Here is a 25,379-nt window from a genome sequence, read left to right as displayed (position 1 = left end):
GCTCCCACATTTGGATCTGTGTGCATCAATCGATCGAGGTGGTTCGCCACCTCTGTAACGATCAAAGATTTGCGGAGTACGTCATGGCCATCGCCGTTCCCCTGAACGAGGGCACCAGCCCCACCTTGAAGCAGAAGCTCAAGCGCGCCGAGCGAGTCAACCGCTGGAAGGCTCAGGCGTTGATTGCGCCGCTGGTGCTGTTTCTGTTGCTGGTGTTCCTGGTGCCGATCGTGGCGCTGCTCTACAAAAGCGTCGGCAACCCGGAAGTGGTCGGCGGCATGCCGCGCACCGTGGCGGCCATCGCCAGCTGGGACGGCCGCGGCCTGCCCGCTGAACCGGTGTACAAAGCCGCTGGCGAAGACCTCGCCGAAGCCCGGAAAAACCAGACGCTGGGCGATTTGTCCAAGCGCTTGAACATGGAATTGGCCGGCTATCGCAGCCTGCTGACCAAAACCGCCCGTGCGCTGCCCTTTGTCAGCGAACCGGCCTCTTATAAAGAAGCACTTGAAGGCCTCGATGAGCGCTGGGGCGATCCGGCCTACTGGCAAGCGGTCAAGCGCAACACCAGCAGCATCACCCCGTATTACCTGCTGGCGGCGGTCGATCACCGCATCGACGACCTCGGCGAACTGGCCCCGGCCACCCCGGATCAGGCGATCTACCTCGACATCTTCGCCCGCACATTCTGGATGGGCCTGGTGATCACTGTGATCTGCTTGCTGCTCGCCTATCCACTGGCTTATCTGCTGGCCAACCTGCCATCGCGCCAGAGCAACCTGCTGATGATTCTGGTGCTGCTGCCGTTCTGGACCTCGATTCTGGTGCGGGTCGCGGCGTGGATCGTGTTGCTGCAATCGGGCGGGCTGATCAACAGCGCGCTGATGGCAATGGGCATCATTGATAAGCCGCTGGAGCTGGTGTTCAACCGCACCGGGGTCTACATCTCGATGGTGCACATCCTGCTGCCGTTCATGATCCTGCCGATCTACAGCGTGATGAAAGGCATCTCACCGACTTACATGCGTGCCGCGATTTCGCTGGGCTGCCATCCGTTCGCCAGTTTCTGGCGGGTGTACTTCCCGCAGACCTACGCTGGCGTCGGTGCCGGTTGCCTGTTGGTGTTCATCCTCGCCATCGGCTACTACATCACCCCGGCGCTGCTCGGCAGTCCGAACGATCAAATGGTCAGCTACTTCGTCGCGTTCTACACCAACACCAGCATCAACTGGGGCATGGCCACGGCGCTGGGCGGCTTGCTGCTGCTGGCAACCGTGGTGCTTTATCTGATCTACAGCTGGCTGGTGGGCGCCAGTCGCCTGCGCCTGAGCTAAGGGGAATTTGAAATGCTGAGTCCTTACATGTCGCCCATCGAACGGGTGTGGTTCTACAGCTTGCGGATTCTCTGCGGCCTGATCCTGCTGTTCCTGATTCTGCCGGTGCTGGTGATCGTGCCGCTGTCGTTCAACTCCGGCAGTTTTCTGGTGTATCCGCTGCAGGGCTTTTCCCTGCACTGGTATCAGGACTTCTTCGCCTCGGCGGAGTGGATGCGCTCGCTGAAGAACAGCATCATCGTCGCCCCCGCCGCGACCGTGCTGGCGATGGTCTTCGGGACACTGGCCGCGATCGGTCTGACCCGTGGCGACTTCCCCGGCAAAGCGCTGGTGATGGCGCTGGTGATTTCGCCGATGGTGGTGCCGGTGGTGATCATCGGTGTGGCGAGTTATCTGTTTTTCGCACCGCTGGGCTTGGGTAACAGTTTCTTCTCGCTGATCGTGGTGCACGCGGTGCTCGGTGTGCCATTCGTGATCATCACCGTGTCGGCGACGTTGCAGGGTTTCAACCATAACCTTGTACGGGCGGCGGCCAGCCTCGGCGCTTCGCCACTGACCACGTTCCGCCGGGTGACCTTGCCGCTGATTGCGCCGGGGGTCATTTCCGGGGCGCTGTTCGCCTTCGCGACGTCGTTCGATGAGGTGGTGGTGACGCTGTTCCTCGCCGGCCCGGAGCAAGCGACCTTGCCACGGCAAATGTTCAGCGGGATCCGCGAGAACCTCAGTCCGACTATCGCCGCCGCCGCTACGTTGCTGATCGCCTTCTCGGTGATTCTGCTGCTGACCCTGGAATGGCTGCGTGGGCGCAGCGAAAAACTGCGTACTGCTCAGGTTTAAGGGGCCGAATCAAAAGCTTACCCCCTCACCCCAGCCCTCTCCCCCAAGGGGGCGAGGGGGAAAGGGAGCAGATCTTCATGGTCTTCAAAACCTGTGTTCGACCGGTATCGCACGTCGATGTACTCCGAGAGAACGGCACGGTCAGTCCCCTCTCCCTCTGGGAGAGGGCTAGGGTGAGGGCTCTTGCTCTAGCCCTCGATGGCTCATTCACCACCTGAATACCAGACAACCCCAAACCCTCGACTACGCTTGTGCTCAGCTCCCACATCTATAAGAGGCTGCGCACGATGAGTCTGTCCCAGTTCAAAATCGCTCACAAACTGATCACCGGCGCCGCAGCCATCGAGCAACTGGCGGCGGAACTCACGCGCCTGGATATCGACAACCCGCTGATCGTCACCGACGCCGCACTGGTCAAATCCGGCACCGTGGAGCTGGCGCTGTGCCAATTGGGTGGGCGCGAATACGAGATTTTCGACCGAGTGCTACCGGACCCGGAAATTGCCATCGTCGAAGACTGCATGCGCGTTTACCGCGAGGGCGGGCATGACGGCTTGATCGGCCTCGGTGGCGGCAGTGCCATCGACATCGCCAAAAGCGTCGCGGCGTATGCCGGTTACCACGGCGCGCTGGAAGATCTGTTCGGCGTCGAGCAGGTGCCGCGCAAAGGTCCGCCGCTGATCGCCATCCCGACCACCGCCGGCACCGGTTCGGAAGTGACCAACGTGGCGATTCTTTCCGACAAGGTCGCGCAACTGAAGAAAGGCATTGTCAGCGACTACCTGTTGCCAGACGTCGCGCTGGTCAGCCCGCAAATGACCCTGACCTGTCCGCGCAGTGTCACTGCCGCCAGTGGAGTCGATGCGCTGGTGCATGCCATCGAATCCTATCTGTCGGTCAACGCTTCGCCGATTACCGACTCGCTGGCCATCGGCGCAATCAAACTGATCGCCCGTGCGCTGCCCAAGGCCTACGCCAATGGCGCCAATCTGCAGGCCCGCGAAGACATGGCCACCGCCAGCCTGATGGCCGGCATGGCGTTCGGCAATGCCGGGGTCGGCGCGGTGCATGCATTGGCGTATCCACTGGGCGGTCGCTTCAACATCGCCCATGGCGTGAGTAACGCCTTGCTGCTGCCGTACGTCATGACCTGGAACAAGATGGCCTGCGTCGAACGCATGCAGGATATCGCCGAAGCCATGGGGGTGAAGACGGCTCATCTGAGCGCCACGGAGGCGGCGGATAAAGCCGTGCAGGCCATGACCGATTTGTGTGCGGCGGTAGAGATTCCGCCGGGCCTGCGCAGTTTCGGTGTGCCCGAAGACGCGATCCCGGCGATGGCAGTGGAAGCCGCAGGGATCGAGCGTTTGATGCGCAACAACCCGCGCAGGCTCAGCGCTGCGGACATTGAAAAGATCTACCGCGCGGCGTACTGAGTCGCCCTCGGTCTCGCTCATGGCATAACCCAATCATCGTGGTCACGGTGCGCGCGCGGAAACTTGAGGTATACAATGCGCGCCATCGTGATTTAGCTCAGAAAAGGTGCGTCATGCAGCCCTTCGTAATTGCTCCGTCGATTCTCTCCGCCGACTTCGCCCGCCTCGGCGAAGAAGTGGACAACGTTCTGGCCGCCGGTGCCGACTTCGTCCACTTCGATGTCATGGACAACCACTACGTGCCGAACCTGACCATCGGGCCGATGGTCTGCGCGGCACTGCGCAAGTACGGCATCACCGCGCCGATCGACGCGCACTTGATGGTCAGCCCGGTGGATCGCATCGTCGGCGACTTCATCGAGGCCGGCGCCACCTACATCACCTTCCACCCGGAAGCCACGCTGCACGTCGATCGCTCGCTGCAACTGATCCGTGAAGGCGGCTGCAAATCCGGCCTGGTGTTCAACCCGGCGACCCCGCTGGACGTGCTCAAGTACGTGATCGACAAGGTCGACATGGTCTTGCTGATGAGCGTCAACCCGGGCTTCGGCGGGCAGAAGTTCATTCCCGGCACCCTCGACAAACTGCGCGAAGCGCGGGCGATCATTGATGCTTCGGGCCGCGACATCCGTCTGGAAATCGACGGCGGCGTCAACGTCAACAACATCCGTGAAATCGCCGCGGCCGGTGCGGACACCTTCGTCGCCGGCTCGGCGATCTTCAATGCGCCGAACTATCAGGAAGTCATCGACAAGATGCGTTCCGAACTGGCGCTGGCGCGCCCATGAGCGGTTTTGAGCAGCTGTTCCCGGGGCAACTGCCACGGTTGGTGATGTTCGATCTGGATGGCACGCTGATCGACTCGGTTCCCGACCTGGCGGCGGCGGTGGACACCATGCTGCTCTCCCTCGGGCGCAAGCCTGCCGGCATCGAGTCGGTGCGCGAGTGGGTCGGCAATGGCGCACCGGTGCTGGTGCGCCGGGCGCTGGCCGGCGGCATCGATCATTCGGCGGTGGATGACGTCGAGGCCGAGCACGCGCTGGAAGTGTTCATGGACGCTTACGGCGCCAGCCATGAGCTGACCGTGGTCTATCCGGGTGTGCGCGACACCCTCAAATGGCTGAACAAGCAAGGCGTGGCGATGGCGCTGATCACCAACAAGCCGGAGCGTTTTGTCGCGCCGCTGCTGGATCAGATGAAGATCGGCCGCTACTTCAAATGGATCATCGGCGGCGACACCCTGCCGCAGAAGAAACCCGACCCGGCCGCACTGTTCTTCGTGATGAAAATGGCCAACATCCCGGCCTCGCAATCGCTGTTCGTCGGCGACTCGCGCAGCGACGTGCTGGCGGCGAAAGCGGCGGGGGTCAAATGCGTGGCGCTCAGCTACGGCTACAACCACGGCCGACCGATTGCCGAGGAAGCCCCGGCGCTGGTGATCGACGATCTGCGCAAGCTAATTCCCGGTTGCCTCGGTACAGCCGCTGAGATAACGTTGCCCGACGCTGCTCAATCCCATTCTGGAAACGCCATCGTGGTGGTCACTCGCAAACTCTGGATGAAAGTCATCAAGGCCCTGGCCCGCTGGCGTTGGCGCGCCTGACTGTTTCCTGGCCGGCCCGCCGGCGCGTTTGCACACCTGACTGTTAGCACCTCACACCACGAGGCACCTCATGATCCGCGAAGAATTCCTGCGCTTGGCCGCCGACGGCTACAACCGCATTCCGCTGGCCTGCGAAACCCTGGCCGACTTCGACACGCCGCTGTCGATCTACTTGAAACTGGCCGACCAGCCCAACTCCTACCTGCTCGAATCGGTGCAGGGCGGCGAGAAATGGGGCCGTTACTCGATCATCGGCCTGCCGTGCCGCACCGTGCTGCGGGTTCACGATCATCATGTGAGCATCACCGTCGACGGCGTCGAGACCGAAAGCCATGACGTCGAAGACCCGCTGGCCTTCGTCGAAACCTTCAAGGCCCGCTACAACGTGCCGACCATCGCCGGTCTGCCGCGTTTCAACGGTGGCCTGGTCGGATACTTCGGTTATGACTGCGTGCGTTATGTCGAGAAACGCTTGGGCAAATGCCCGAACCCGGATCCGCTGGGTGTGCCGGACATTCTGTTGATGGTTTCCGATGCGGTGGTGGTGTTCGACAACCTCGCCGGCAAGATGCACGCGATCGTCCTCGCCGACCCGGCGCAAGCCGACGCTTACGAGCTGGGTCAGGCGCAATTGCAGGCGCTGCTGGAAAAACTGCGTCAGCCGATCACTCCGCGCCGCGGTCTGGATTTCAGCAAGCAGCAAGCGACTGATCCGGTGTTTCGTTCGAGTTTCACCCAGGACGATTACGAAAAAGCCGTCGACACCATCAAGGAATACATCCTTGCCGGTGACTGCATGCAGGTCGTGCCGTCGCAGCGCATGTCGATCGACTTCAAGGCTGCGCCGATTGATCTCTATCGCGCCCTGCGGTGCTTCAACCCGACGCCGTACATGTATTTCTTCAACTTTGGCGACTTCCACGTCGTCGGCAGTTCGCCGGAAGTGCTGGTGCGGGTTGAAGACAACCTGATCACCGTGCGCCCGATTGCCGGTACGCGTCCGCGTGGTGCTACCGAAGAAGCGGATCTGGCGCTGGAAGAGGATCTGCTGTCGGACGACAAGGAGATCGCCGAGCACTTGATGCTGATCGACCTCGGGCGTAACGACACCGGGCGGGTTTCGGAAATCGGCTCGGTGAAACTCACCGAGAAAATGGTCATCGAGCGTTATTCCAACGTGATGCACATCGTTTCCAACGTCACCGGCCAGTTGAAGGCCGGGCTGACGGCGATGGACGCACTGCGGGCGATTCTGCCGGCCGGCACCTTGTCCGGTGCACCGAAGATTCGCGCGATGGAAATCATCGACGAACTGGAGCCGGTCAAACGTGGTGTGTACGGCGGCGCGGTTGGTTACTTTGCCTGGAACGGCAACATGGACACCGCGATTGCCATTCGCACGGCGGTGATCAAGAACGGCGAACTGCACGTGCAGGCCGGCGGCGGCATCGTTGCCGACTCGGTGCCGGCGCTGGAATGGGAAGAAACCCTGAACAAGCGCCGTGCGATGTTCCGTGCTGTGGCCCTGGCTGAGCAGACACCGGACGCCTGAGCCACGCAAAACACTGGTAGGCCTTCGCCTGCTCGCGATTTCGGCCTGACATTCACCTTTAATGTTGGCTGATCCACCGCCATCGCGAGCAGGCGCAGGCCTGCATTGAGTTGTGCTCGGACCTAAAAAAACGCGGCGCCTGTGAGGGCGCCGCGTTTTTTATGCCGGCAAATCAGAAATCGAGGCTGACCCCGACGTTCACCCCTTGCTGGGTAAAGTCGTCATCCTTGCGCACGTTGTAGCTGGCGCGCAACGCCAGATCCTGAGTGAGCTTGTGGCTCACGCCCAGGTTCAGGCGATTGAGGTTGGTCTGCGGCTCGTAGCCTTCGAGGGTGAAACGATTGTTCGGCAGGCTGTTGAGGTTGATGGTCAGGTCTTGCCGGTCGTCGTTGTACTCACGCTCGTGAGCGAACTCGCCGAACACTTGGGTCTGTGCAGTGATCTGGTACTTGCCCTGGATGCCCAGGCCCAGACGCCGCGAGTTGCGCGACTGGTCATCGAAGGTCAGCGCGGTGGAATCCGCGCCTTTTTCCGAGTAACCATCCACTTCGGTCTTGCCGAAATCGGCGCTGACGAACGGCGACAGGTGCCATGGACTGCTGGCCTGCTGCGCGATGTCGTAGCCGATGCGGCCGCTGATCGCCAGGACGTAGCCGTCGGTATCGCCTTTCTCTCCGCGCTCGTTGACCCCGAGCTGGAATTTACGCTTGAGGCTGTCGTAGTCGAGTTTGCCGGCGGTCATCGCCAGATCGCCCCACCAGCGGTTTTGCTGGTACTGGGCGAATGCGGTGCCCATGTAGGCGTTGAGTTTGTATTCCGAGTCGGCGTCGCCGGCTTCGAGTTTCTGGTTATAGAAACCCGCGGCCACACCGACACGCCAGGCTTCGTTGACGCGATAGCTGCCGCCGATGTTCAGGTTATAGCCGTTGCCGTCGGCACTGGCAGCGCTGTGCTGGCCGTCGAAATCCTGATGTTGACCGCCGCCGGCAACGATGGCGCGCCATTGGCCGATGCCCTGCCAGTTTTCCCAATCGGCCAGCCACTGGTTGCGCAGTTCATCCTGATGCGCACGCAACGAACCCTGGGCCATTTCCGGCAGCAGGGTCAGTTCCCACGGTGCTGCCAGCAGTGAGTAGGCGTAGTCGGCAATCAGCCGCTGGCCGGTTTCGGTCGGGTGCACCGCGTCGTTGTAAATCAGCTTGGTCGGATCCGGGGTGGCGCTGTTGATGCCGTATCGGGCGTTTTCTGTGCAACTGTTGCCGCTGAAGCAGGTGGCCGTGAGGTTCTGGTCCGTCGCGAGGCCGAACTGCGCCGGGTTGGCGAAGGCCTCTTTGAGCAGCACCGGAATGTTCAGGGGAATGATTTCAGCGTTGATGCCCTGCAGCTGGCTGACCAGCTCGGTGTTGAACTGGGCGCTGAGCTGCGAGGTGAAAGCCTGCAGCGGCGAGCCATTGACCGCCGGGGTCAGGCCGATGTCTGGCAGCAGCCAGACCATGATGTATTTGGCGCCGGCACCTTGCAGCGTACGTACGCTATCGGCCAGGCGATCGGCCGCCGAGTTGGCCTGGTCAAGACTGAGCACGCGACCCTGGAGGAAGTCGTTCCCGCCGCCGGACAGGTAATACAGCGCGTTCGGGTCGGCACGGAAGCCGTTCGAGGGCAGGTAACCGGCGCGGGTGCGCTCACCGGTAGCCGATTGTGTGGTGATCGAGTCGAGAATCTGGTCGGTACGGTATCCGCCCACCGCCCAGTTGTTGCCATCCGCCAGCCCTTCACCGGCACGCACCGCCGAGGATGACGACGCGGTTTGATCAGGGCTGAAACCCAGTTTGCCGCCGATGATCTGGGTGGAGTTGAGGTCGCGGTTTTCGCCAGTGCCATCCTGGTACAGCGGGCCGGTGCGGTTGGTGTAGCGCTGCGTGGCGCCGGCCGGGCCGCCGGTGTCCCTGAAGGTCCCGGCATCGTTCAGGCTGTCGCCGAAGACGATGAAACTGGAATAAGGATTGGGTGCCGCATTGGCCTGGGCGCAGGCCAGAGCCAGCAGGCATCCGGCGAGCGGTACAAACAACGTCTGTTTGATCATGAGCAAGTCCGTTTATTTATTGTTTTAGGTGAACGAAACGACAGTACCAAAAACTCCCGGCATTTTGCCATCGGTCGCGAAGCCTCCCTTAGTTTTCTCCCCCGTCAGCACCGCCATATTGCACGCTCTGCCCAGCTAAGTTACTGTGCCGGAACGTATGAACGAGACCTTCCCCGTGTTGATCGTCAGCAAACTACTGGATCAAGTCATCAAGGCACACGCCCGTTGGCGTTGGCGCGCCTGAATCTTTTTTGCCGGCCCGGCCGGATCTGTATCGCTTTGCCTTCCTTGCCCGTTTGAAATGCCGCTGTGCCGACGCCCTCTGCGCGTCCGACATCGTGCAGCGCCCTGCGGGCAAGTCATTCGAAGGCTGTCTTCAAGTCAGAATTCAAGAGGTTCGAAACGCCATGTTGCTGATGATCGACAACTACGACTCCTTTACTTACAACGTTGTGCAATACCTCGGCGAGCTGGGTGCCGAGGTCAAGGTCGTGCGCAACGACGAACTGACCATCGCCGAAATCGAAGCGCTCAACCCCGAGCGCATCGTTGTGTCCCCCGGCCCCTGCACACCGACCGAAGCCGGCATCTCCATCGAAGCCATCAAGCACTTTGCCGGCAAACTGCCAATCCTCGGCGTTTGTCTGGGCCACCAGTCCATCGGCCAGGCCTTTGGCGGTGACGTGGTGCGTGCCCGGCAGGTGATGCACGGTAAGACTAGCCCGGTATTCCACGAGGACAAGGGCGTTTTTACCGGTCTGAATCATCCGCTTACGGTTACCCGCTACCACTCGCTGGTCGTCAAGCACGAGACCTTGCCCGATTGCCTGGAGCTGACCGCGTGGACGCAACACGATGACGGCAGCGTCGACGAAATCATGGGCCTGCGTCACAAGACCCTGAACATTGAGGGCGTACAGTTTCACCCCGAGTCGATCCTGACCGAACAGGGCCATGAACTGTTTGCCAACTTCCTCAAACAAACCGGCGGCACGCGCTAAGGACTTCCCATGAATATCAAGACAGCCCTGAGCCGTATCGTCGATCACCTCGACCTCAGCACCGATGAAATGCGCGACGTGATGCGCGAAATCATGACCGGCCAATGCACTGACGCGCAGATCGGCGCGTTCATGATGGCGATGCGCATGAAGAGCGAGAGCATCGACGAGATCGTCGGCGCCGTGTCGGTGATGCGCGAACTGGCCGACCAGGTCGAACTCAAGACCCTCGACGGTGTGGTCGATGTGGTCGGCACCGGCGGTGACGGTGCCAATATCTTCAACGTGTCGACGGCGTCTTCGTTTGTCGTCGCGGCCGCCGGTTGCACCGTGGCCAAGCACGGTAATCGTGCAGTCTCGGGCAAGAGCGGCAGCGCCGACTTGCTGGAAGCCGCCGGCATTTACCTGAACCTGACGCCGGTCCAGGTGGCCCGTTGCATCGACAACGTCGGCATCGGTTTCATGTTTGCCCAGACCCACCACAAAGCCATGAAGTACGCCGCCGGCCCGCGCCGCGATCTCGGCTTGCGTACGCTGTTCAACATGCTCGGCCCGCTTACGAATCCGGCCGGTGTGAAACATCAGGTGGTGGGCGTCTTCACTCAGGCGCTGTGCCGGCCATTGGCCGAGGTCTTGCAACGTCTGGGCAGCAAACATGTGCTGGTGGTGCATTCGAAGGATGGTCTGGACGAATTCAGCCTCGCCGCGCCGACCTTTGTTGCCGAGCTGAAAAACAACGAGATCACCGAGTATTGGGTCGAGCCCGAGGACTTGGGCATGAAGAGCCAGAGCCTGCACGGGCTGTCGGTCGAAGGACCGGAGGCGTCGCTGGCGCTGATCCGCGATGCACTGGGCAAGCGCAAAACCGAAAACGGCCAGAAAGCTGCTGAAATGATTGTGCTCAATGCCGGTGCAGCGCTGTACGCCGCCGATCTGGCCACGAGTTTGAAAGAAGGCGTGGCGCTTGCGCACGACGCTCTGCACACCGGCCTCGCTCGGGAAAAACTCGAGGAGTTGGGTGCCTTTACCGCGGTATTCAAAGTGGAGAATGAGGGATGAGTGTACCGACGGTTCTGGAAAACATTCTGGCGCGCAAAGTCCAGGAAGTCGCCGAGCGCAGCGCTCGCGTCAGCCTGAGCGAGCTGGAAGGTCTGGCCAAGGCGGCCGATGCACCCCGTGGTTTTGCCCAGGCATTGCTGGCGCAGGCGAAGAAGAAGCAACCGGCGGTGATCGCCGAGATCAAGAAGGCTTCGCCGAGCAAAGGCGTGATCCGCGAAAACTTCGTGCCTGCCGACATCGCCAAAAGCTACGAGAAGGGCGGGGCGACCTGTCTGTCGGTGCTGACCGACATCGATTACTTCCAGGGCGCCGATGCTTACCTGCAACAGGCCCGTGCCGCGTGCAGCCTGCCGGTGATCCGCAAGGATTTCATGATCGACCCCTACCAGATTGTCGAAGCCCGTGCCCTCGGCGCCGACTGCGTGCTGTTGATCGTCTCCGCACTGGATGACGTGAAAATGGCCGAGCTGGCGTCGGTGGCCAAAGGCGTTGGTCTTGATGTATTGGTGGAAGTGCACGACGGCGATGAACTGGAGCGTGCGTTGAAAACCCTCGACACGCCACTGGTCGGGATCAACAACCGCAACCTGCACACCTTTGACGTCAGCCTCGAAACCACCCTTGACCTGTTGCCGCGCATTCCGCGCGATCGACTGGTGATCACCGAGAGCGGCATCCTCAACCGTGCCGATGTCGAACTGATGGAAATCAGCGACGTCTATGCGTTCCTGGTCGGTGAAGCATTCATGCGCGCCGAAAGCCCAGGCACCGAACTGCAGCGTCTGTTCTTCCCGGAGCGTGGTGGCCCGGTAGTCAGTGGTTCGACCCTCGACTGATTCAGTCAGTCCGAGTAGACGCCATCGCGTGCAGGCTTACTCCTACACTTGGAATGCGTTCCCCCTGTAGAAGCGAGCCTGCTCGCGATGACGGCATAAGATTCACCTCAGACTGAACGTCCTACGGAAACCTTATGATCCCGACCTCCCTCACCATCGAAGCCGGCCTGCAAGCCGAACAAGACTTGTTGGCTTCGGTCTGCGCCGGCGACGCCGAATTCGGCCTGTTGTTCTGGCGGCCTGGCGATCGCGCGCTGGTCATGCCGCGCCGCCTCAACCGTCTGCCGGGTTTCGATCACGCCTGTGCAGTCTCCGCCGCTGCCGGCTGGCCCGTCTTGTTGCGTGAGACCGGCGGTGAGCCCGTTCCGCAATCTGCCGCAACCCTCAACATCGCACTGGTCTACGCACCGCCGCGCAGCGAAGGGGATCTGAACCGGATCGAAACCGGCTACCGCCGCCTCTGCGATCCGATCTGTGAGTTACTGGACGAATTGGGGGGCACGTCGTCCCTGGGGGAAATCGACGGCGCGTTCTGCGACGGTCGTTTCAACGTCAATCTCGATGGGCGCAAGATGGTCGGCACGGCTCAGCGCTGGCGCCAGAGTCAGGGCGGACAACGCCCGGTCGGTCTGGTACACGGTGCGATGCTGATGGATAACGAGCGCGAGTCGATGGCGGCGGCCGTCAATCGCTTCAATGAAGCCTGCGGTCTGGAGCAGCGGGTGCGGGCTGAAAGCCACATTGCCCTGCACGAGAAGTTCGCCGCGCCAAATGCATTGGCGCGTCTTGATGAGCTGTTTCGTCTGATGCTGGCGCAGGTCTACAGCGCCTGACGTTGCGCGCTTAGCGGGTACCGAAGACCACCATGGTCTTGCCTTTCACATCGACCAGGTTGCGTTCTTCAAGATCCTTGAGCACGCGACCGACCATCTCCCGCGAACACCCGACAATCCGCCCGATTTCCTGACGGGTCACCTTGATCTGCATGCCGTCCGGGTGAGTCATGGCGTCCGGTTGCTTGCACAGCTCCAGCAGGCAGCGGGCCACACGACCGGTGACGTCGAAGAACGCCAGGTCGCCGACCTTACGCGTGGTGTTGCGCAGACGTTGTGCGATTTGTCCGCTGAGGACGTAAAGAATGTCCGGATCCTGTTGCGACAGTTCGCGAAACTTGGCGTAACTGATTTCGGCCGTTTCGCATTCGACCTTCGCCCGCACCCAGGCACTGCGCTCCTGTTCCTGGCCCGCCTGTTCGAACAGGCCCAGTTCACCGAAGAAGTCTCCGGCGTTCAGGTAGGCGATGATCATCTCGCGGCCGTCGTCATCCTCGATCAGGATCGTCACCGAGCCCTTGATAATGAAATACAGCGTGTCCGAGCGATCACCCGCACAAATGATATTGCTCTTGGCCGCATGGCGACGGCGCTGGCAATGCATCAACAGCTTGTCGAGGTTCTTGATTTTGGGTGTGGGGGTAATAGCAACCATGGTTGTATCCCGAAAAGACTGCACGGTGATGTTTGATTTTTTATGAGGCGCTGAAGGCGGTCGCTACACAGGCTGACAATTGGCGCCAGCGAATTGGCGCCAGCTTACCAGACACTTCGTCGAAAATTCGAGAAATTACCTACGCCGTAGACGCATGCGTCCCACGATCGGCGCCCACTGTCAGAATGAATCCCTGTGCTAAGCTGGCGACCCTTTTTTTACAGTGGAGTCTTGGCGATGAAGGCACGCATCCAATGGGCTGGCGAAGCCATGTTCCTCGGCGAATCCGGTAGCGGTCATGTCGTGGTGATGGACGGTCCGCCGGACGCCGGTGGTCGCAATCTGGGGGTTCGGCCGATGGAAATGCTCCTGCTGGGTGTTGGCGGTTGCAGCAACTTCGACGTGGTCAGCATTCTGAAGAAATCCCGTCAGGCCGTTGAAAGCTGTGAAGCCTTTCTCGATGCCGAGCGTGCGACCGAAGATCCGAAGGTGTTCACCAAGATCCACATGAAGTTCGTGGTCAAGGGCCGGGGCTTGAAAGAAGCCCAGGTCAAACGCGCCGTCGAGCTGTCTGCGGAAAAGTACTGCTCGGCCTCGATCATGCTCGGCGCTGCGGGCGTGGACATTACCCACGAGTACGAAATCGTCGAACTCGGTTGAACCGACACTCAACTATCATAAAAGCAGTGCAGACTCTGGCGATCCCCCCGCTGACGTCTGCATGATGCGCCACTTTTTTCAGGGCAGTGACCGGTCAGCCGACGGGTCATCCGCCTGTACATATAACCAGAATCGCCATCGTGAAGAGGTGTTAACCGTCCTACGCAAGTGCGTTGTTCGCATTTGACGGGCATGCTTGATCACGCGGCTGCGCCGCAAGCACAGAGAGTTTCCAACGGTGAAAAGCAAACTCAAGCTCCACGGGTTCAATAACCTGACCAAGACCTTGAGCTTCAACATCTATGACATCTGTTATGCGGAAACCCCGCAAGACCAGCAGGCCTACGTCGAGTACATCAATCAAGAGTACAACGCGAAACGCCTGACGCAGATTCTCACGGAAGTTGTCGAGATCATTGGTGCCAACATCCTGAACATTGCCAGTCAGGACTACGAGCCTCAGGGCGCCAGTGTCACGATTCTGATTTCTGAAGAACCAGTGACCCCGACCGAAAGTCAGATCGAAGAGTCTCCGGGCCCCTTGCCCGAAATCATCCTTGCCCACCTCGACAAGAGCCACATTACGGTGCACACCTACCCGGAAATCCATCCGGACGACGGTATTGCGACGTTCCGTGTGGACATCGACGTGTCGACGTGTGGTGTGATTTCACCGCTCAAGGCGCTCAACTTTCTCATTCACCACTTCGATTCGGACATCGTCACCGTGGATTATCGTGTGCGCGGCTTCACCCGTGATGTTGAAGGCAACAAGCACTTCATCGACCACGAGATCAATTCAATCCAGAACTACCTGTCCGAAGACACCCGCGACGCTTACCAGATGACCGACGTGAACGTGTATCAGGAAAACCTGTTCCACACCAAAATGCTGCTGAAGGACTTCGAACTGGACAATTACCTGTTCGGCGACGCCACCAGTAACCTGTCCTCTGAACAGCGTGCTCAGGTGACCGACCGGGTGAAACACGAAATGCTGGAGATCTTCTACGCGCGCAACATGTCAGCGTAAGATCTTCGGGCACAAAAAAGGCGACTACTTTGCGGTAGTCGCCTTTTTTATTGCCAAAATACCGGGCCCTGTGGGAGCAGGCCTGCCAGCGATGAGGCCCTAACGCACCCGGGCTATCAGATCCGATAAGTGCTCTTGGTCATCACCTTGGCCAACAGACTCATCCCGAACTTCACCGGCGCCGGAAAACGGAAACCACCCGCATCCAGGGCACTCTCCGCATGATGTTCTTCGTCGATGCGCATCTGCTCCAGAATCGCCCGGGACTTTTCATCCTCGGCCGGCAACTGTTCCAGGTGCTCGTTCAAATGCTTGCACACCTGATGCTCGGTCGCCGCGACGAACCCGAGGCTGACCTTGTCGCTGATCAACCCGGCCACGGCACCAATCCCGAACGACATGCCATAAAACAATGGATTGAGCACGCTGGTATGACTGCCCAACTGGTGAAGGCGCTGTTCGCACCACACCAGATGATCAATCTCTTCTTCGGCCGCATGTTCCATGGCTTCGCGCACCTGGGGCAACTTGGCGGTCAGCGCCTGCCCCTGATACAGCGCCTGGGCACAGACTTCACCGGTATGGTTGATGCGCATCAGGCCCGCGACATGGCGCGTGTCTTCATCGCTCATTTGCGTGTCCGGCTGCAGAATTGCTGGCGACGGACGGTACGGCTGGCCACTGAAGGGCAGCAGGGTGCGCATCGCGGCATCGGCTTGTAGCAGCAGACGGTCAATTGGCGAGTAGTGACGTTGGGTAGTCATGCTGACCTCCGGGAAGAATCTCGGCGGCCAGTTTAACCGAATCGGCCGGGGAACGTTTGCGCTGGGTCATTTGCCGTACGGTACGGGATTTGTGCGTTCATGCTTTGAGTGGGAGCGGGCTTGCTTGCGAAGACGTCGGTACATGCAAAATATTCATGGCAGATACTCCGCTTTCGCGAGCAGGCCCGCTTCCACGGGATGTCCGGTGAATCAGCCCGGCGGCCAGTTCATCTGGCGCTGACCGAGCACATGCATATGGATGTGATAGACAGTCTGCCCACCCTTTTCATTGCAGTTCATCACCACCCGGAAGCCTTCCTCGCAGCCCAGCTCCAGGGCCAGGCGCTGGGCAGTGAACAGAATGTGTCCGGCCAGTGCCTTGTCGTCTTCGGTCAGGTCATTGAGGGTGCGCACCGGTTTCTTCGGGATCACCAGAAAATGCACCGGTGCCTGAGGGGCGATGTCGTGGAACGCCAGAACCTGGTCGTCCTCGTAGATGATCTTGGCCGGAATCTCCCGGTTGATGATCTTGGTGAACAGAGTATCCACTGCTGTTTTCTCCGTTGTGGGGGCTGGCCTGAGTGTACTCATGGGAAATGACCACGCCCAGTGTTTTGCCGTAGGACCGTTCAGCGCGGGCAGTAAGCCTTGTTGACCATGCCGACGATGGTGCGGTTGAGCCAACGCGAACCAAGGCGCGGCAGGAAGGCGAACCAGCGGTTGCGCCGTCCGGGAATGATGATTGCGCGGTTTTTCTCCAGTGCGCGCACGGTGTACAGCGCGACTTCCTCGGGGCTCATCAGCAGCTTGCTGTTCTTGAGTTTGTCGTCGTTGAGCTGTGCGGTGCGGAAGAACCCGGTGCGGGTCGGTCCGGGACAAAGGACTGACACCTTGACCGCGCTCTGTTTGAGTTCAACCCGCAGCGCTTCGGAGAAGTGCAGTACGTACGCTTTGCTGGCGTAGTAGGTGCTCATCCACGGACCGGGATTGAACGCCGCCACCGAGGCGACATTGAGAATCTGCCCGCCACCCTGCAGGGCCATGCTGTTGCCGATGGCGTGACACAAGCGGGTGAGGGCGAGGATGTTCACTTCGATCAGATCCTGCTCGGTCATCCAGTCCTGGGCCAGAAACGGGCCGCAGGTACCGATGCCGGCGCAGTTGACCAACAAGTCGATCTGCCGGTCGCCTTCTTCCAGCTCCAGCAGGAAACCGGACAGGCGTAAAGGCTCGCCGAGGTCGCAGGCACGGAATAAAACCTCCACGCCAAACCGTTGGGTCAGTTCGATCGCGATACTTTCCAGCTGATCACGCTGTCGGGCCACCAGGATCAGGCTGCGGCCGCGCCGGGCCAGCGCTTCGGCCATGGCCAGACCGATGCCGCTGGAGGCGCCAGTGATCAGTGCGTAACGGGTCATGCAATTCTCCATCGCAACAGCTCCGCGCCGGCGACGCGGGTGTCACGGCGGGGAGCGCTGTTCATTCTTTCGCAGAGTCTACAGGGGCCTGCGCCGCTTCGGCTGCATCGTCAACGGAATTCGCCGCCGGCTCGACCTCCACGTCGACCTCGTCGGTGGTCACCGAGCCACTTTCGTAGCTGCTTTCCAGAGTGGTTTCGTATTCCTGCTGGATGGCCGAGATGCCGCCCAGCATGCCACCCACGAAAAACAAGCCGATAAAGACGATCCACAGAGAGCACAGCACTTTGACGGCCGTGGTGTTCGGCGGCGGCGGCCCATAGCGATTGGCGTGGGTGTTGCCCGGCATGACCATGATCACCAGCGGGAAGAAGCTGCCCACGAACGGTACAAGGGTCAGTAGCCATAGCCAGCCTGACCAGCCGATATCGTGCAGACGCTGAACGCTGAACAGGATGCCGACAATCATGAACGCCAGGAACAGGAAGAAGGCGAAGATGCCACCGATGATCAGGCCGGTGGTCGAGTCAGTACTCACCAGGCCCAGACCGATCAGGGCGAACACGCTGACGATTGGCAGCGTCACCAGGCTCAGCACCATCGACCAGGCGAGGTAGCGCAGCCGTCCGATCCGCCCTTCGACGCTGAAGGGTTTGAGTGTGGCGAACGCCGGCAGGTTTTCCCCGACGCTGGCGCGGGGCGGTGCATAGGGTGAATCCGGCTCTGCGACGGCAGGGGCGTGATCCTGCACGTCCGACAGATTAAGCTCGATCGCCGTTTCGGCTTCGATTCGTGCGTCGATCCCGGTCTTACTCAGCGCCTGCAGATAAGCTTGCGCGTCGTTGTGCGACAAATCGCGCTTGAGTGCCACGGTGCGGCCATTGAACAGGCGTTCGATGGCGGCCACGTCGCTTTTGAACAGGTTGGCCAGATTGAGCTTGGCCGTGGTGATATCGACACCGGGCTGCAGAGCACCGTCGAAAACGATCTTGTAACGGGGGTCGCTCATTACCGAGGCATCCTTGTCGCGAATGGTTTGAAAAGGTCATCAGTGTAAGGCCAGTCCCTGAGGCTGGCCGGATTTTTACCCACGTGGCCAGTGTTTCGCCAACTGGGTCGTGCGTCCCTGGGCCTGACGGTATTCAGCATCGAGGCGCGCGATCAGTTGATCAACGCTCGGCAGATCACTGATGTCGCCAACGCCCTGACCCGCAGACCATACGGTTTTCCAGGCTTTGGCTTCATCGTTGAGCGGCTTGAGCTTGTCGCCGAAATTAACTTCGCCCTTGCCTTGCAGCGCAGCCAGATCGAAACCGGCGGCTTCCAGGCTCTGGCGCATGAAGCTCGCCGGAACCCCCGACACGGCGGGAGTATGGATGATGTCCGCCGCTTTGGCAGTCAGCAGCATGTCCTTGTAGGCGTCAGGTGCATGACTTTCGGTGGTGCCGATAAATCGCGTACCGAGGTAGGCCAAATCCGCGCCCAGCAACTGAGCGGCCAGAATCTCGTGGCCGTGGTTCAGACAACCTGCCAGCAACAACGTTTTATCGAAGAGCTGGCGGATTTCGGCGATCAGCGCAAACGGACTCCAGGTGCCGGCGTGGCCCCCGGCGCCAGCCGCCACCGCAATCAAACCGTCGACACCGGCCTCGGCCGCCTTTTCGGCATGGCGGCGGGTGGTCACGTCATGAAACACCAGGCCACCGTAGCTGTGCACTGCATCAACCAGTTCCTTCACCGCGCCAAGGCTGGTGATGACGATCGGCACCTTGTGCTCGACGCAAATGTTCAGATCCGCCTGCAAGCGCGGGTTGCTGTTGTGGACGATCAGGTTCACTGCATAAGGAGCCGGATTATCCAGGGTCGCCAGCCCCGCTTCGATCTGTTCCAGCCAGGCTTTGAACCCGCTGCTTTCACGCTGGTTCAGCGCCGGAAAACTGCCGACCACGCCATTGCGGCAGCAGGCGAGCACCAGCTCCGGGTTGGAAATCAGGAACATCGGCGCTGCCACTACAGGCAGGCGCAGACGTTGTTCGAGCAGAGCGGGCAGCGACATTATGAACACCCCAAGGATCTGTACTTGTTGAAGTTAGAACGGCTTGACCACGACCAGAATTACGATAGCCAGCAATATCAGAACCGGCACTTCATTGAACCAGCGATAAAAGACATGGCTGCGGGTGTTCTCGCCACGGGCAAAACGTTTTACCTGAGCGCCGCACATGTGGTGGTAGCCGATCAGCAACACGACCAGAGTCAGTTTGGCGTGAATCCAGCCACCCATGCTGAAAATGCTCGGGTTCAGGTAAATCAGCCAGCCGCCGAAGATCAGCGTGGCGATCATCGCCGGGCCCATGATGCCGCGATACAGCTTGCGTTCCATGACGCTGAAGCGTTCTTTGCTGATCGTGTCTTCGCTTTGCGCGTGATAAACGAACAGCCGCGGCAAGTAGAACAGCCCGGCAAACCAGCACACGACGCTGACGATATGAAACGCTTTGATCCATAGATAGAGCATTTTTGGTTATTCCCAGGTTCACGGTAGCCCGGATAGTAGAGGCTTGAGCGTCCGCACGTCACCTTGACGGTTGTCGCAGGGGCGCGCGGCCCCTATTATCGACGGCTTTCCAGTGGGTTCTTTGAGGGCAGGTTATGGTCAAGGTCGGTATCGTCGGCGGCACGGGTTACACCGGTGTCGAACTGCTGCGTCTGTTGGCGCAGCATCCGCAGGCAGAAGTGGTTGTGATCACTTCCCGATCCGAGGCCGGTCTGGCCGTGGCTGATATGTACCCGAACCTGCGCGGCCACTATGACGGTCTGGCGTTCAGTGTGCCGGACATCAAGACGCTGGGTGCGTGTGACGTGGTGTTCTTCGCGACGCCGCACGGAGTCGCGCATGCATTGGCCGGTGAATTGCTGGCCGCGGGCACCAAGGTGATCGACCTGTCCGCAGACTTCCGTCTGCAGGACGCCGATGAATGGGCCAAGTGGTACGGCCAGCCGCACGGCGCGCCGGCGCTGCTCGACGAAGCCGTCTACGGGCTGCCGGAAGTCAATCGCGAGCAGATCAAGAAAGCCCGTCTGATCGCGGTGCCGGGTTGCTACCCGACCGCTACGCAGCTGGGTTTCCTGCCGTTGCTTGAAGCCGGTCTGGCTGACGCTTCGCGTCTGATCGCTGACTGCAAGTCCGGCGTCAGCGGTGCCGGTCGTGGCGCCGCTGTAGGCTCTTTGTACTCCGAGACGTCGGAAAGCATGAAAGCCTATGCGGTGAAAGGTCACCGTCACCTGCCGGAAATTCGTCAGGGCCTGCGCCGCGCCGCCGGTAAAGACGTCGGTCTGACCTTCGTGCCGCACCTGACCCCGATGATCCGTGGCATTCACTCCACGCTCTACGCGACTGTTGTTGATCGCTCGGTGGATCTGCAGGCGCTGTTTGAAAAGCGTTATGCCAACGAGCCGTTCGTCGATGTGATGCCGGCCGGCAGCCATCCGGAAACCCGTAGTGTGCGCGGCGCCAACGTCTGCCGCATTGCGGTGCATCGTCCGCAGGATGGCGACCTGGTGGTGGTGTTGTCGGTGATCGACAATCTGGTCAAAGGTGCGTCGGGTCAGGCAGTGCAGAACATGAACATCCTGTTCGGGCTGGACGAGCGTTTCGGTTTGTCCCACGCCGGCATGCTGCCGTAACACGTTAAGCCGCACAGCAAAAAGGCCCGTCAAACGGGCCTTTTTGCATTCTGGGCAGTTGGTCGGGTTTATTGATATACCGTAACAATAGTTGACCGATTTTCTAGGACAAGCGGATAATGCGCGTCATCACGCATTATGGCGGCGTAACGCCGGGAGATAGTCAGCATGAGCGTCGAATCCTTCACCCCCACGGCTTTGCAATTCACCCAAGGTGCTGCGCACAAGGTGAAGAGCCTGGTCGATGAAGAGGGGAATGATCGCTTGAAGCTGCGCGTATTCGTTACGGGCGGCGGTTGTTCAGGGTTTCAGTACGGTTTCACCTTCGATGAAGATGTGGCCGAGGACGACACCATCGTCGAGCGCGAAGGCGTGAGCCTGGTGGTTGATCCGATGAGCTTCCAGTACCTGGCCGGTGCCGAAGTCGACTACCAGGAAGGTCTGGAAGGTTCGCGCTTCGTGATCAAGAACCCGAACGCCACCACGACCTGTGGTTGCGGTTCTTCATTCTCGATCTGATCGCACTGCGCTACACACAACAAAACGCCACAGAGCCTTACGGTTCTGCGGCGTTTTTTGTTGTCTGCGTTTTGCTTAGTTAGGGTAGATCGCACCGAGTACGCGCAGGCCTTTTGCGCCGGTAACACTCGGGCGGTTGGCGGCTATGCCTTCGAGGCAGCAATGGGCCAGCCAGGCGAAGGCCATGGCTTCGACCCAATCTGGATCGACGCCGTGGCTGGCAGTGCTGGCGACGATTGCATTCGGCAGTAGATCCGCCAGGCGTTTCATCAGCGTGGCATTGTGTGCGCCGCCGCCGCAAACCAACAACTCTTGCGTATCCGATTGAGCGCTCTGCAGCGATTCGACGATGCTCAGCGCCGTCAATTCGAGCAGCGTGGCCTGGACGTTCTCTGCGGCGAAGGTCGGCAGTTTCGAGAGGTGTCGCTCCAGCCAAGGCAGGTTGAACACTTCCCGGCCGGTGCTTTTCGGGCCTTTGGTAATAAAGAACGGGTCACTGAGCAGAGCTTTCAGCAGGGCCGGTTCGACGCGGCCAGTGGCTGCCCATTGGCCGTTGCGATCGTAGTTTTCACCCCGTTGCTGATGAATCCAGGCGTCCATCAGCACATTTCCCGGGCCACAGTCGAAACCGGCTACCGGCTTGCTCGCCTCAATCAGGCTGAGATTACTGAAACCGCCGACATTCAAGACGGCCTGGTTACCGCTACGCTCTTCGAACAACGCCTCATGAAAGGCCGGCACCAGCGGTGCGCCCTGGCCGCCGGCTGCGACGTCGCGGCTACGGAAGTCGCTGACAACGGTGATACCGGACAATTCAGTCAGCAGGGCCGGGTTGCCAATCTGCACGGTAAAGCCACGTGCCGGCTCATGGCGAATGGTCTGCCCGTGGCTGCCGATGGCGCGAATGGCTTGCGGTTTGAGTTGCTGTTGTTCAAGGAGGGTGTGAATACCTTGCGCGGCGAGTTTCACCCAGTGTTGCTGAGTAATCGCCGAGCGGGCGATCTCGTCGGGGCCGCTGGCGCACAAGCTCAAGAGCTCAGTGCGCAGGGAGTCGGGCATGGGAATGTAGTGGGTGGCGATCAGTTTGATCGCCGAGGTTTGCTCGATCAGGGCGATGTCCAGCCCGTCGAGACTGGTTCCGGACATCACGCCGATATACAGGGCCATGACTTAGCGCTTGCTCGAGGCCAGCATGGTGGCCTTTTCCTGATCCATGCGCGCCATCAGTGGCTGGCTCTGCGCCAGGAAACGGGCGCGTTCGGACTTGGCGATCGGGTCGGCCATCGGCAGCTTCTGGCCCAGTGGATCGACGTGTACGCCATTGACCTGGAATTCATAGTGCAGGTGCGGCCCGGTGGACAGGCCCGTGGTGCCGATGTAACCGATCACTTGGCCCTGCTTGACGGTACCGCCGGTTTTCACGCCTTTGGCGAAACCTTGCATGTGGCCGTACAGCGTGCGGTAGGTATTGCCGTGCTGGATGATCACGGTATTGCCATAGCCACCACGGCGACCGGCCAACAACACTTTTCCGTCACCGGCAGCCTTGATTGGCGTACCGCGCGGAGCGGCGTAATCGACGCCTTTATGGGCGCGGATCTTGTTGAGGATCGGATGTTTGCGGCCCATGGAAAACTTTGAGCTGATGCGGGCGAAGTCCACCGGCGTGCGGATGAACGCCTTGCGCATGCTGTTGCCATCGGCGGTGTAGTAACTGCTGTTGCCTTGTTTGTTGGTGTAACGCACGGCGGTGTAGGTTTTACCGCGGTTGGTGAAGCGTGCAGACAGGATGGGACCGGTTCCGACTGCCTTGCCGTTGACCACTTTCTGCTCGTAGATGACGTCGAATTCGTCGCCCTGGCGGATGTCCTGAGCGAAGTCGACGTCGTAGCCGAAGACGCTGGCCATATCCATGGTCAGGCTGTGGGAGAGGCCTGCACGGGCGGCGGACTGCGACAGCGAGCTGTTGATGACACCGTGTACATAAGCGGTGCGAACCGTAGGTTTTGCGGTGACCCGGTTAAACGCATAACCCTTGTCGTTCTTGGTCAGGGAAATGGTTTCGACGTCGCTGACCTTGCTGTGCAGGCTGGCCAACTGGCCTTCAGGCGTCAGTTCAAACTCCAGCTTCTGGCCGTGTTTCAACTGACTGAACTGCTTGGCTTGCTTGTCGCTGGCGAGTACCTCGTGCACTGCGGCAGCCGGAAGGCCGACCTTTTCGAACAGCGTGGACAGGGTGTCGCCCTTCGACACGACGACTTCCCGATGGCCGGGAGCTTTTGGTTTTTCGGCGACCTTGGCTGGCTCTGGCGCGGCTTCAGCGGTTTCCGAGGCGGATTCGTCAGAGTTTTCGATCTGGGCAAACGGCGAGGCTACTGGCTCATTTGTGGCTTGAACCGCGTCAGCAGCGTCTTGATCTTGTGTCAGTTGTTCAGCAGGACTTTCCAGTTCAAGGCTCAGGGTCGTCTTTTTGGCTTCAACATCACTGGAAGGGAATACCAGGAGTGCCAGGCTGAGAAGGGCGGCGATACCACTTGCTGCGAGCAGGTGGGTCTTCGGGTAAAGCGGTGGCGCTTTAGACGGTTCTGTGGTCATAAGTAATTTTGACTTTGAAAAAAGATGAATTGGAAAAGATGAATGACATGATGAAGATGAAATAACTGTATAAAATATAACCAAATCATCTCTGAAGCAAGTCTACAGACAGTCTGTCTGTGGATTGGTGTCCGTGCGCCGGGCAAAACTTGTAATTGGTGCGCGATCTTGTATGGTTGGTTCCCTTTGAATCTGAGCCTTGCGGGTCTGTTATGAAGTCGGTTGAAGAGCAGCTAGCGCTGATTAAACGTGGTGCGGAAGAACTATTGGTCGAGTCCGAGCTGATCGAGAAGCTCAAGCGCGGCCAACCGCTGCGTATCAAGGCTGGTTTCGATCCGACAGCGCCGGATCTGCACTTGGGTCATACCGTGCTTATTAATAAGCTGCGCCAGTTCCAGGAGCTGGGGCATCAGGTGATCTTCCTTATAGGTGACTTCACCGGAATGATCGGTGACCCGAGTGGAAAGAGCGCCACGCGCCCTCCGCTGACTCGCGAGCAGGTTCTGGAAAACGCCGAGACTTACAAGACTCAGGTGTTCAAGATTCTCGATCCGGCGAAAACCGAAGTCGCGTTCAACTCCACCTGGATGGACCAGATGGGGCCAGCAGACTTCATTCGGCTGACGTCGCAGTACACTGTTGCGCGGATGCTTGAGCGCGATGACTGCGACAAGCGCTACACCACCAATCAGCCAATCGCTATTCACGAATTCCTCTATCCGCTGGTGCAGGGTTACGACTCGGTTGCTCTGCGTGCCGATGTCGAGCTGGGCGGTACCGACCAGAAGTTCAACTTGTTGATGGGGCGTGAGCTACAGCGTGGGTATGGTCAGGAGGCTCAGTGCATTCTGACCATGCCGTTGCTTGAAGGTCTGGATGGCGTGAAGAAGATGTCCAAGTCGTTGGGCAACTACGTCGGCATTCAGGAAGCACCGGGCGTCATGTACAGCAAGTTGGTGTCGATTCCGGATGCGCTGATGTGGCGCTACTTCGAGCTGCTCAGTTTCCGCTCGATGGATGAGATCAATGCGTTGCGTGCCGATGTCGAGGCAGGCGCCAATCCGCGCGATGTAAAAATCAAGTTGGCCGAAGAGATCGTGGCGCGTTTCCATGGTGAAGAAGCTGCGGCCAATGCTCACCGCGCCGCGGGCAACCGTATGAAGGATGGCGAACTGCCGGATGATTTGCCTGAAATCGAGCTTGCGTCTACTGAGGACATGCCGATCGCGGCTGTCCTTAATAAGGCGGGCCTGGTGAAGAACTCGGCAGCGGCGCGTGATTTGTTGTCGTCGGGTGGGGTGCGTGTAGATGGTGAAGTGGTTGATCGCTCCTTTATATATGTACTGGGCGCTACGCACGTTTGCCAGGCCGGAAAGAAGGCATTTGCACGTATTACGCTGAAATCTGAATAAAATTGAAATTAGGGATTGACGGCGAATTCTAGAAGTCTATAATTCGCCCCACTTCCGGCGCAGTC

At 59.8% G+C, this 25,379-nt stretch carries 25 protein-coding genes; 15 read left to right on the top strand and 10 right to left on the bottom strand.

Features of this window, described 5'->3' with window-relative positions:
* Positions 1-83 precede the first annotated feature (83 nt).
* The 6 genes from DBR24_RS25335 to trpE all read left to right on the top strand — a co-directional run bounded on the left by DBR24_RS25335 (position 84) and on the right by trpE (position 6,759).
* Positions 84-1,331 (top strand): ABC transporter permease, encoded by a 1,248-nt coding sequence (locus DBR24_RS25335; protein WP_128616096.1) that lies wholly within the window; start codon positions 84-86, stop codon positions 1,329-1,331.
* 12 nt (positions 1,332-1,343) lie between these two features.
* Positions 1,344-2,168, top strand: a complete 825-nt coding sequence (locus DBR24_RS25330; RefSeq protein ID WP_041070101.1) for an ABC transporter permease — start codon at positions 1,344-1,346, stop codon at positions 2,166-2,168.
* Between the two features lie 287 nt (positions 2,169-2,455).
* Positions 2,456-3,604, top strand: a complete 1,149-nt coding sequence (locus DBR24_RS25325; RefSeq protein WP_123469240.1) for an iron-containing alcohol dehydrogenase — start codon at positions 2,456-2,458, stop codon at positions 3,602-3,604.
* Positions 3,605-3,717: 113 nt separating this feature from the next.
* The gene (gene rpe / locus DBR24_RS25320; RefSeq protein ID WP_003228808.1) at positions 3,718-4,392 is read left to right on the top strand and encodes a ribulose-phosphate 3-epimerase; all 675 of its coding nucleotides are present in this window, start codon (positions 3,718-3,720) and stop codon (positions 4,390-4,392) included.
* Entirely contained in the window at positions 4,389-5,207 is an 819-nt protein-coding gene (locus tag DBR24_RS25315) for a phosphoglycolate phosphatase (RefSeq protein WP_128616095.1), read from the top strand. The genes rpe and DBR24_RS25315 overlap by 4 nt, the downstream gene beginning before the upstream one ends.
* A gap of 70 nt (positions 5,208-5,277) precedes the next feature.
* A complete protein-coding gene (gene trpE, locus DBR24_RS25310; protein ID WP_128616094.1) occupies positions 5,278-6,759 on the top strand; it encodes an anthranilate synthase component I in 1,482 nt (493 codons plus the stop codon).
* A gap of 172 nt (positions 6,760-6,931) precedes the next feature.
* Here the strand turns inward: trpE and estP are convergent, their stop codons facing one another.
* The gene (gene estP, locus DBR24_RS25305) at positions 6,932-8,842 is read right to left on the bottom strand and encodes an esterase EstP (protein WP_128616093.1); all 1,911 of its coding nucleotides are present in this window, start codon (positions 8,840-8,842) and stop codon (positions 6,932-6,934) included.
* A 407-nt stretch (positions 8,843-9,249) separates the two neighbouring features.
* Between estP and DBR24_RS25300 the strand changes: the two genes are divergently transcribed.
* From DBR24_RS25300 to DBR24_RS25285, 4 genes are all read left to right on the top strand, one after another.
* Positions 9,250-9,843, top strand: coding sequence for an aminodeoxychorismate/anthranilate synthase component II (locus DBR24_RS25300; RefSeq protein ID WP_128616092.1), 594 nt, complete (start codon positions 9,250-9,252; stop codon positions 9,841-9,843).
* 9 nt (positions 9,844-9,852) lie between these two features.
* Positions 9,853-10,902 (top strand): anthranilate phosphoribosyltransferase, encoded by a 1,050-nt coding sequence (trpD, locus tag DBR24_RS25295; RefSeq protein ID WP_096817925.1) that lies wholly within the window; start codon positions 9,853-9,855, stop codon positions 10,900-10,902.
* The gene (trpC, locus tag DBR24_RS25290; RefSeq protein WP_123469231.1) at positions 10,899-11,738 is read left to right on the top strand and encodes an indole-3-glycerol phosphate synthase TrpC; all 840 of its coding nucleotides are present in this window, start codon (positions 10,899-10,901) and stop codon (positions 11,736-11,738) included. Before trpD ends, trpC begins: the two co-directional genes overlap by 4 nt.
* A 134-nt stretch (positions 11,739-11,872) precedes the next feature.
* Complete coding sequence (locus tag DBR24_RS25285) at positions 11,873-12,571, top strand: lipoate--protein ligase family protein (protein WP_128616091.1); 699 nt, start codon at positions 11,873-11,875, stop codon at positions 12,569-12,571.
* A gap of 10 nt (positions 12,572-12,581) precedes the next feature.
* Here the strand turns inward: DBR24_RS25285 and crp are convergent, their stop codons facing one another.
* Positions 12,582-13,226 carry a cAMP-activated global transcriptional regulator CRP gene (crp, locus tag DBR24_RS25280; RefSeq protein WP_008088598.1) on the bottom strand — a complete coding sequence of 215 codons (645 nt, stop codon included), beginning with the start codon at positions 13,224-13,226 and terminating at the stop codon, positions 12,582-12,584.
* Between the two features lie 237 nt (positions 13,227-13,463).
* Here crp and DBR24_RS25275 point away from each other — a divergent pair, with 237 nt between their 5' ends.
* Both DBR24_RS25275 and speD read left to right on the top strand, forming a co-directional pair.
* Positions 13,464-13,886, top strand: a complete 423-nt coding sequence (locus DBR24_RS25275; protein ID WP_123469228.1) for an OsmC family protein — start codon at positions 13,464-13,466, stop codon at positions 13,884-13,886.
* Positions 13,887-14,124: 238 nt separating this feature from the next.
* Entirely contained in the window at positions 14,125-14,919 is a 795-nt protein-coding gene (speD, locus tag DBR24_RS25270) for an adenosylmethionine decarboxylase (RefSeq protein ID WP_128616090.1), read from the top strand.
* A 116-nt stretch (positions 14,920-15,035) separates the two neighbouring features.
* On the opposite strand, the gene coq7 is transcribed toward speD, so the two are convergent.
* The 6 genes from coq7 to hemJ all read right to left on the bottom strand — a co-directional run bounded on the left by coq7 (position 15,036) and on the right by hemJ (position 19,619).
* Positions 15,036-15,683: a 2-polyprenyl-3-methyl-6-methoxy-1,4-benzoquinone monooxygenase gene (gene coq7 / locus DBR24_RS25265; RefSeq protein WP_123469224.1), complete on the bottom strand. Its 648-nt coding sequence runs from the start codon at positions 15,681-15,683 to the stop codon at positions 15,036-15,038.
* Positions 15,684-15,893: 210 nt separating this feature from the next.
* A complete protein-coding gene (locus DBR24_RS25260; protein ID WP_003228789.1) occupies positions 15,894-16,232 on the bottom strand; it encodes a histidine triad nucleotide-binding protein in 339 nt (112 codons plus the stop codon).
* An 80-nt stretch (positions 16,233-16,312) separates the two neighbouring features.
* On the bottom strand, positions 16,313-17,101 hold the full coding sequence (locus tag DBR24_RS25255) for an SDR family oxidoreductase (RefSeq protein ID WP_128616089.1): 789 nt from the start codon (positions 17,099-17,101) through the stop codon (positions 16,313-16,315).
* A gap of 61 nt (positions 17,102-17,162) precedes the next feature.
* Positions 17,163-18,110: a DUF805 domain-containing protein gene (locus tag DBR24_RS25250; protein WP_128616088.1), complete on the bottom strand. Its 948-nt coding sequence runs from the start codon at positions 18,108-18,110 to the stop codon at positions 17,163-17,165.
* Between the two features lie 75 nt (positions 18,111-18,185).
* Complete coding sequence (locus DBR24_RS25245; RefSeq protein WP_128616087.1) at positions 18,186-19,157, bottom strand: nitronate monooxygenase family protein; 972 nt, start codon at positions 19,155-19,157, stop codon at positions 18,186-18,188.
* A gap of 33 nt (positions 19,158-19,190) precedes the next feature.
* Positions 19,191-19,619, bottom strand: coding sequence for a protoporphyrinogen oxidase HemJ (hemJ, locus tag DBR24_RS25240; RefSeq protein ID WP_053124346.1), 429 nt, complete (start codon positions 19,617-19,619; stop codon positions 19,191-19,193).
* A gap of 134 nt (positions 19,620-19,753) precedes the next feature.
* Between hemJ and argC the strand changes: the two genes are divergently transcribed.
* Together argC and erpA are read left to right on the top strand one after the other, a co-directional pair.
* A complete protein-coding gene (gene argC / locus DBR24_RS25235; RefSeq protein ID WP_123469215.1) occupies positions 19,754-20,788 on the top strand; it encodes an N-acetyl-gamma-glutamyl-phosphate reductase in 1,035 nt (344 codons plus the stop codon).
* 168 nt (positions 20,789-20,956) lie between these two features.
* A complete protein-coding gene (gene erpA, locus DBR24_RS25230; protein ID WP_003228776.1) occupies positions 20,957-21,307 on the top strand; it encodes an iron-sulfur cluster insertion protein ErpA in 351 nt (116 codons plus the stop codon).
* Between the two features lie 75 nt (positions 21,308-21,382).
* Here the strand turns inward: erpA and DBR24_RS25225 are convergent, their stop codons facing one another.
* Both DBR24_RS25225 and DBR24_RS25220 read right to left on the bottom strand, forming a co-directional pair.
* Positions 21,383-22,474 carry an anhydro-N-acetylmuramic acid kinase gene (locus tag DBR24_RS25225; protein WP_128616086.1) on the bottom strand — a complete coding sequence of 364 codons (1,092 nt, stop codon included), beginning with the start codon at positions 22,472-22,474 and terminating at the stop codon, positions 21,383-21,385.
* 3 nt (positions 22,475-22,477) lie between these two features.
* Positions 22,478-23,902 carry a peptidoglycan DD-metalloendopeptidase family protein gene (locus DBR24_RS25220; RefSeq protein ID WP_128616085.1) on the bottom strand — a complete coding sequence of 475 codons (1,425 nt, stop codon included), beginning with the start codon at positions 23,900-23,902 and terminating at the stop codon, positions 22,478-22,480.
* Positions 23,903-24,114: 212 nt separating this feature from the next.
* Between DBR24_RS25220 and tyrS the strand changes: the two genes are divergently transcribed.
* Positions 24,115-25,314: a tyrosine--tRNA ligase gene (tyrS, locus tag DBR24_RS25210; RefSeq protein ID WP_128616101.1), complete on the top strand. Its 1,200-nt coding sequence runs from the start codon at positions 24,115-24,117 to the stop codon at positions 25,312-25,314.
* Positions 25,315-25,379: the final 65 nt, after the last annotated feature.

Source organism: Pseudomonas sp. HMWF006, from assembly GCF_003061205.1.
In the GTDB taxonomy this organism is placed as follows: Bacteria; Pseudomonadota; Gammaproteobacteria; order Pseudomonadales; family Pseudomonadaceae; genus Aquipseudomonas; species Aquipseudomonas monsensis.
The sequence above is the reverse complement of the archived record's forward strand: the minus strand, read 5'-3'. Positions and strand labels throughout refer to the sequence as shown.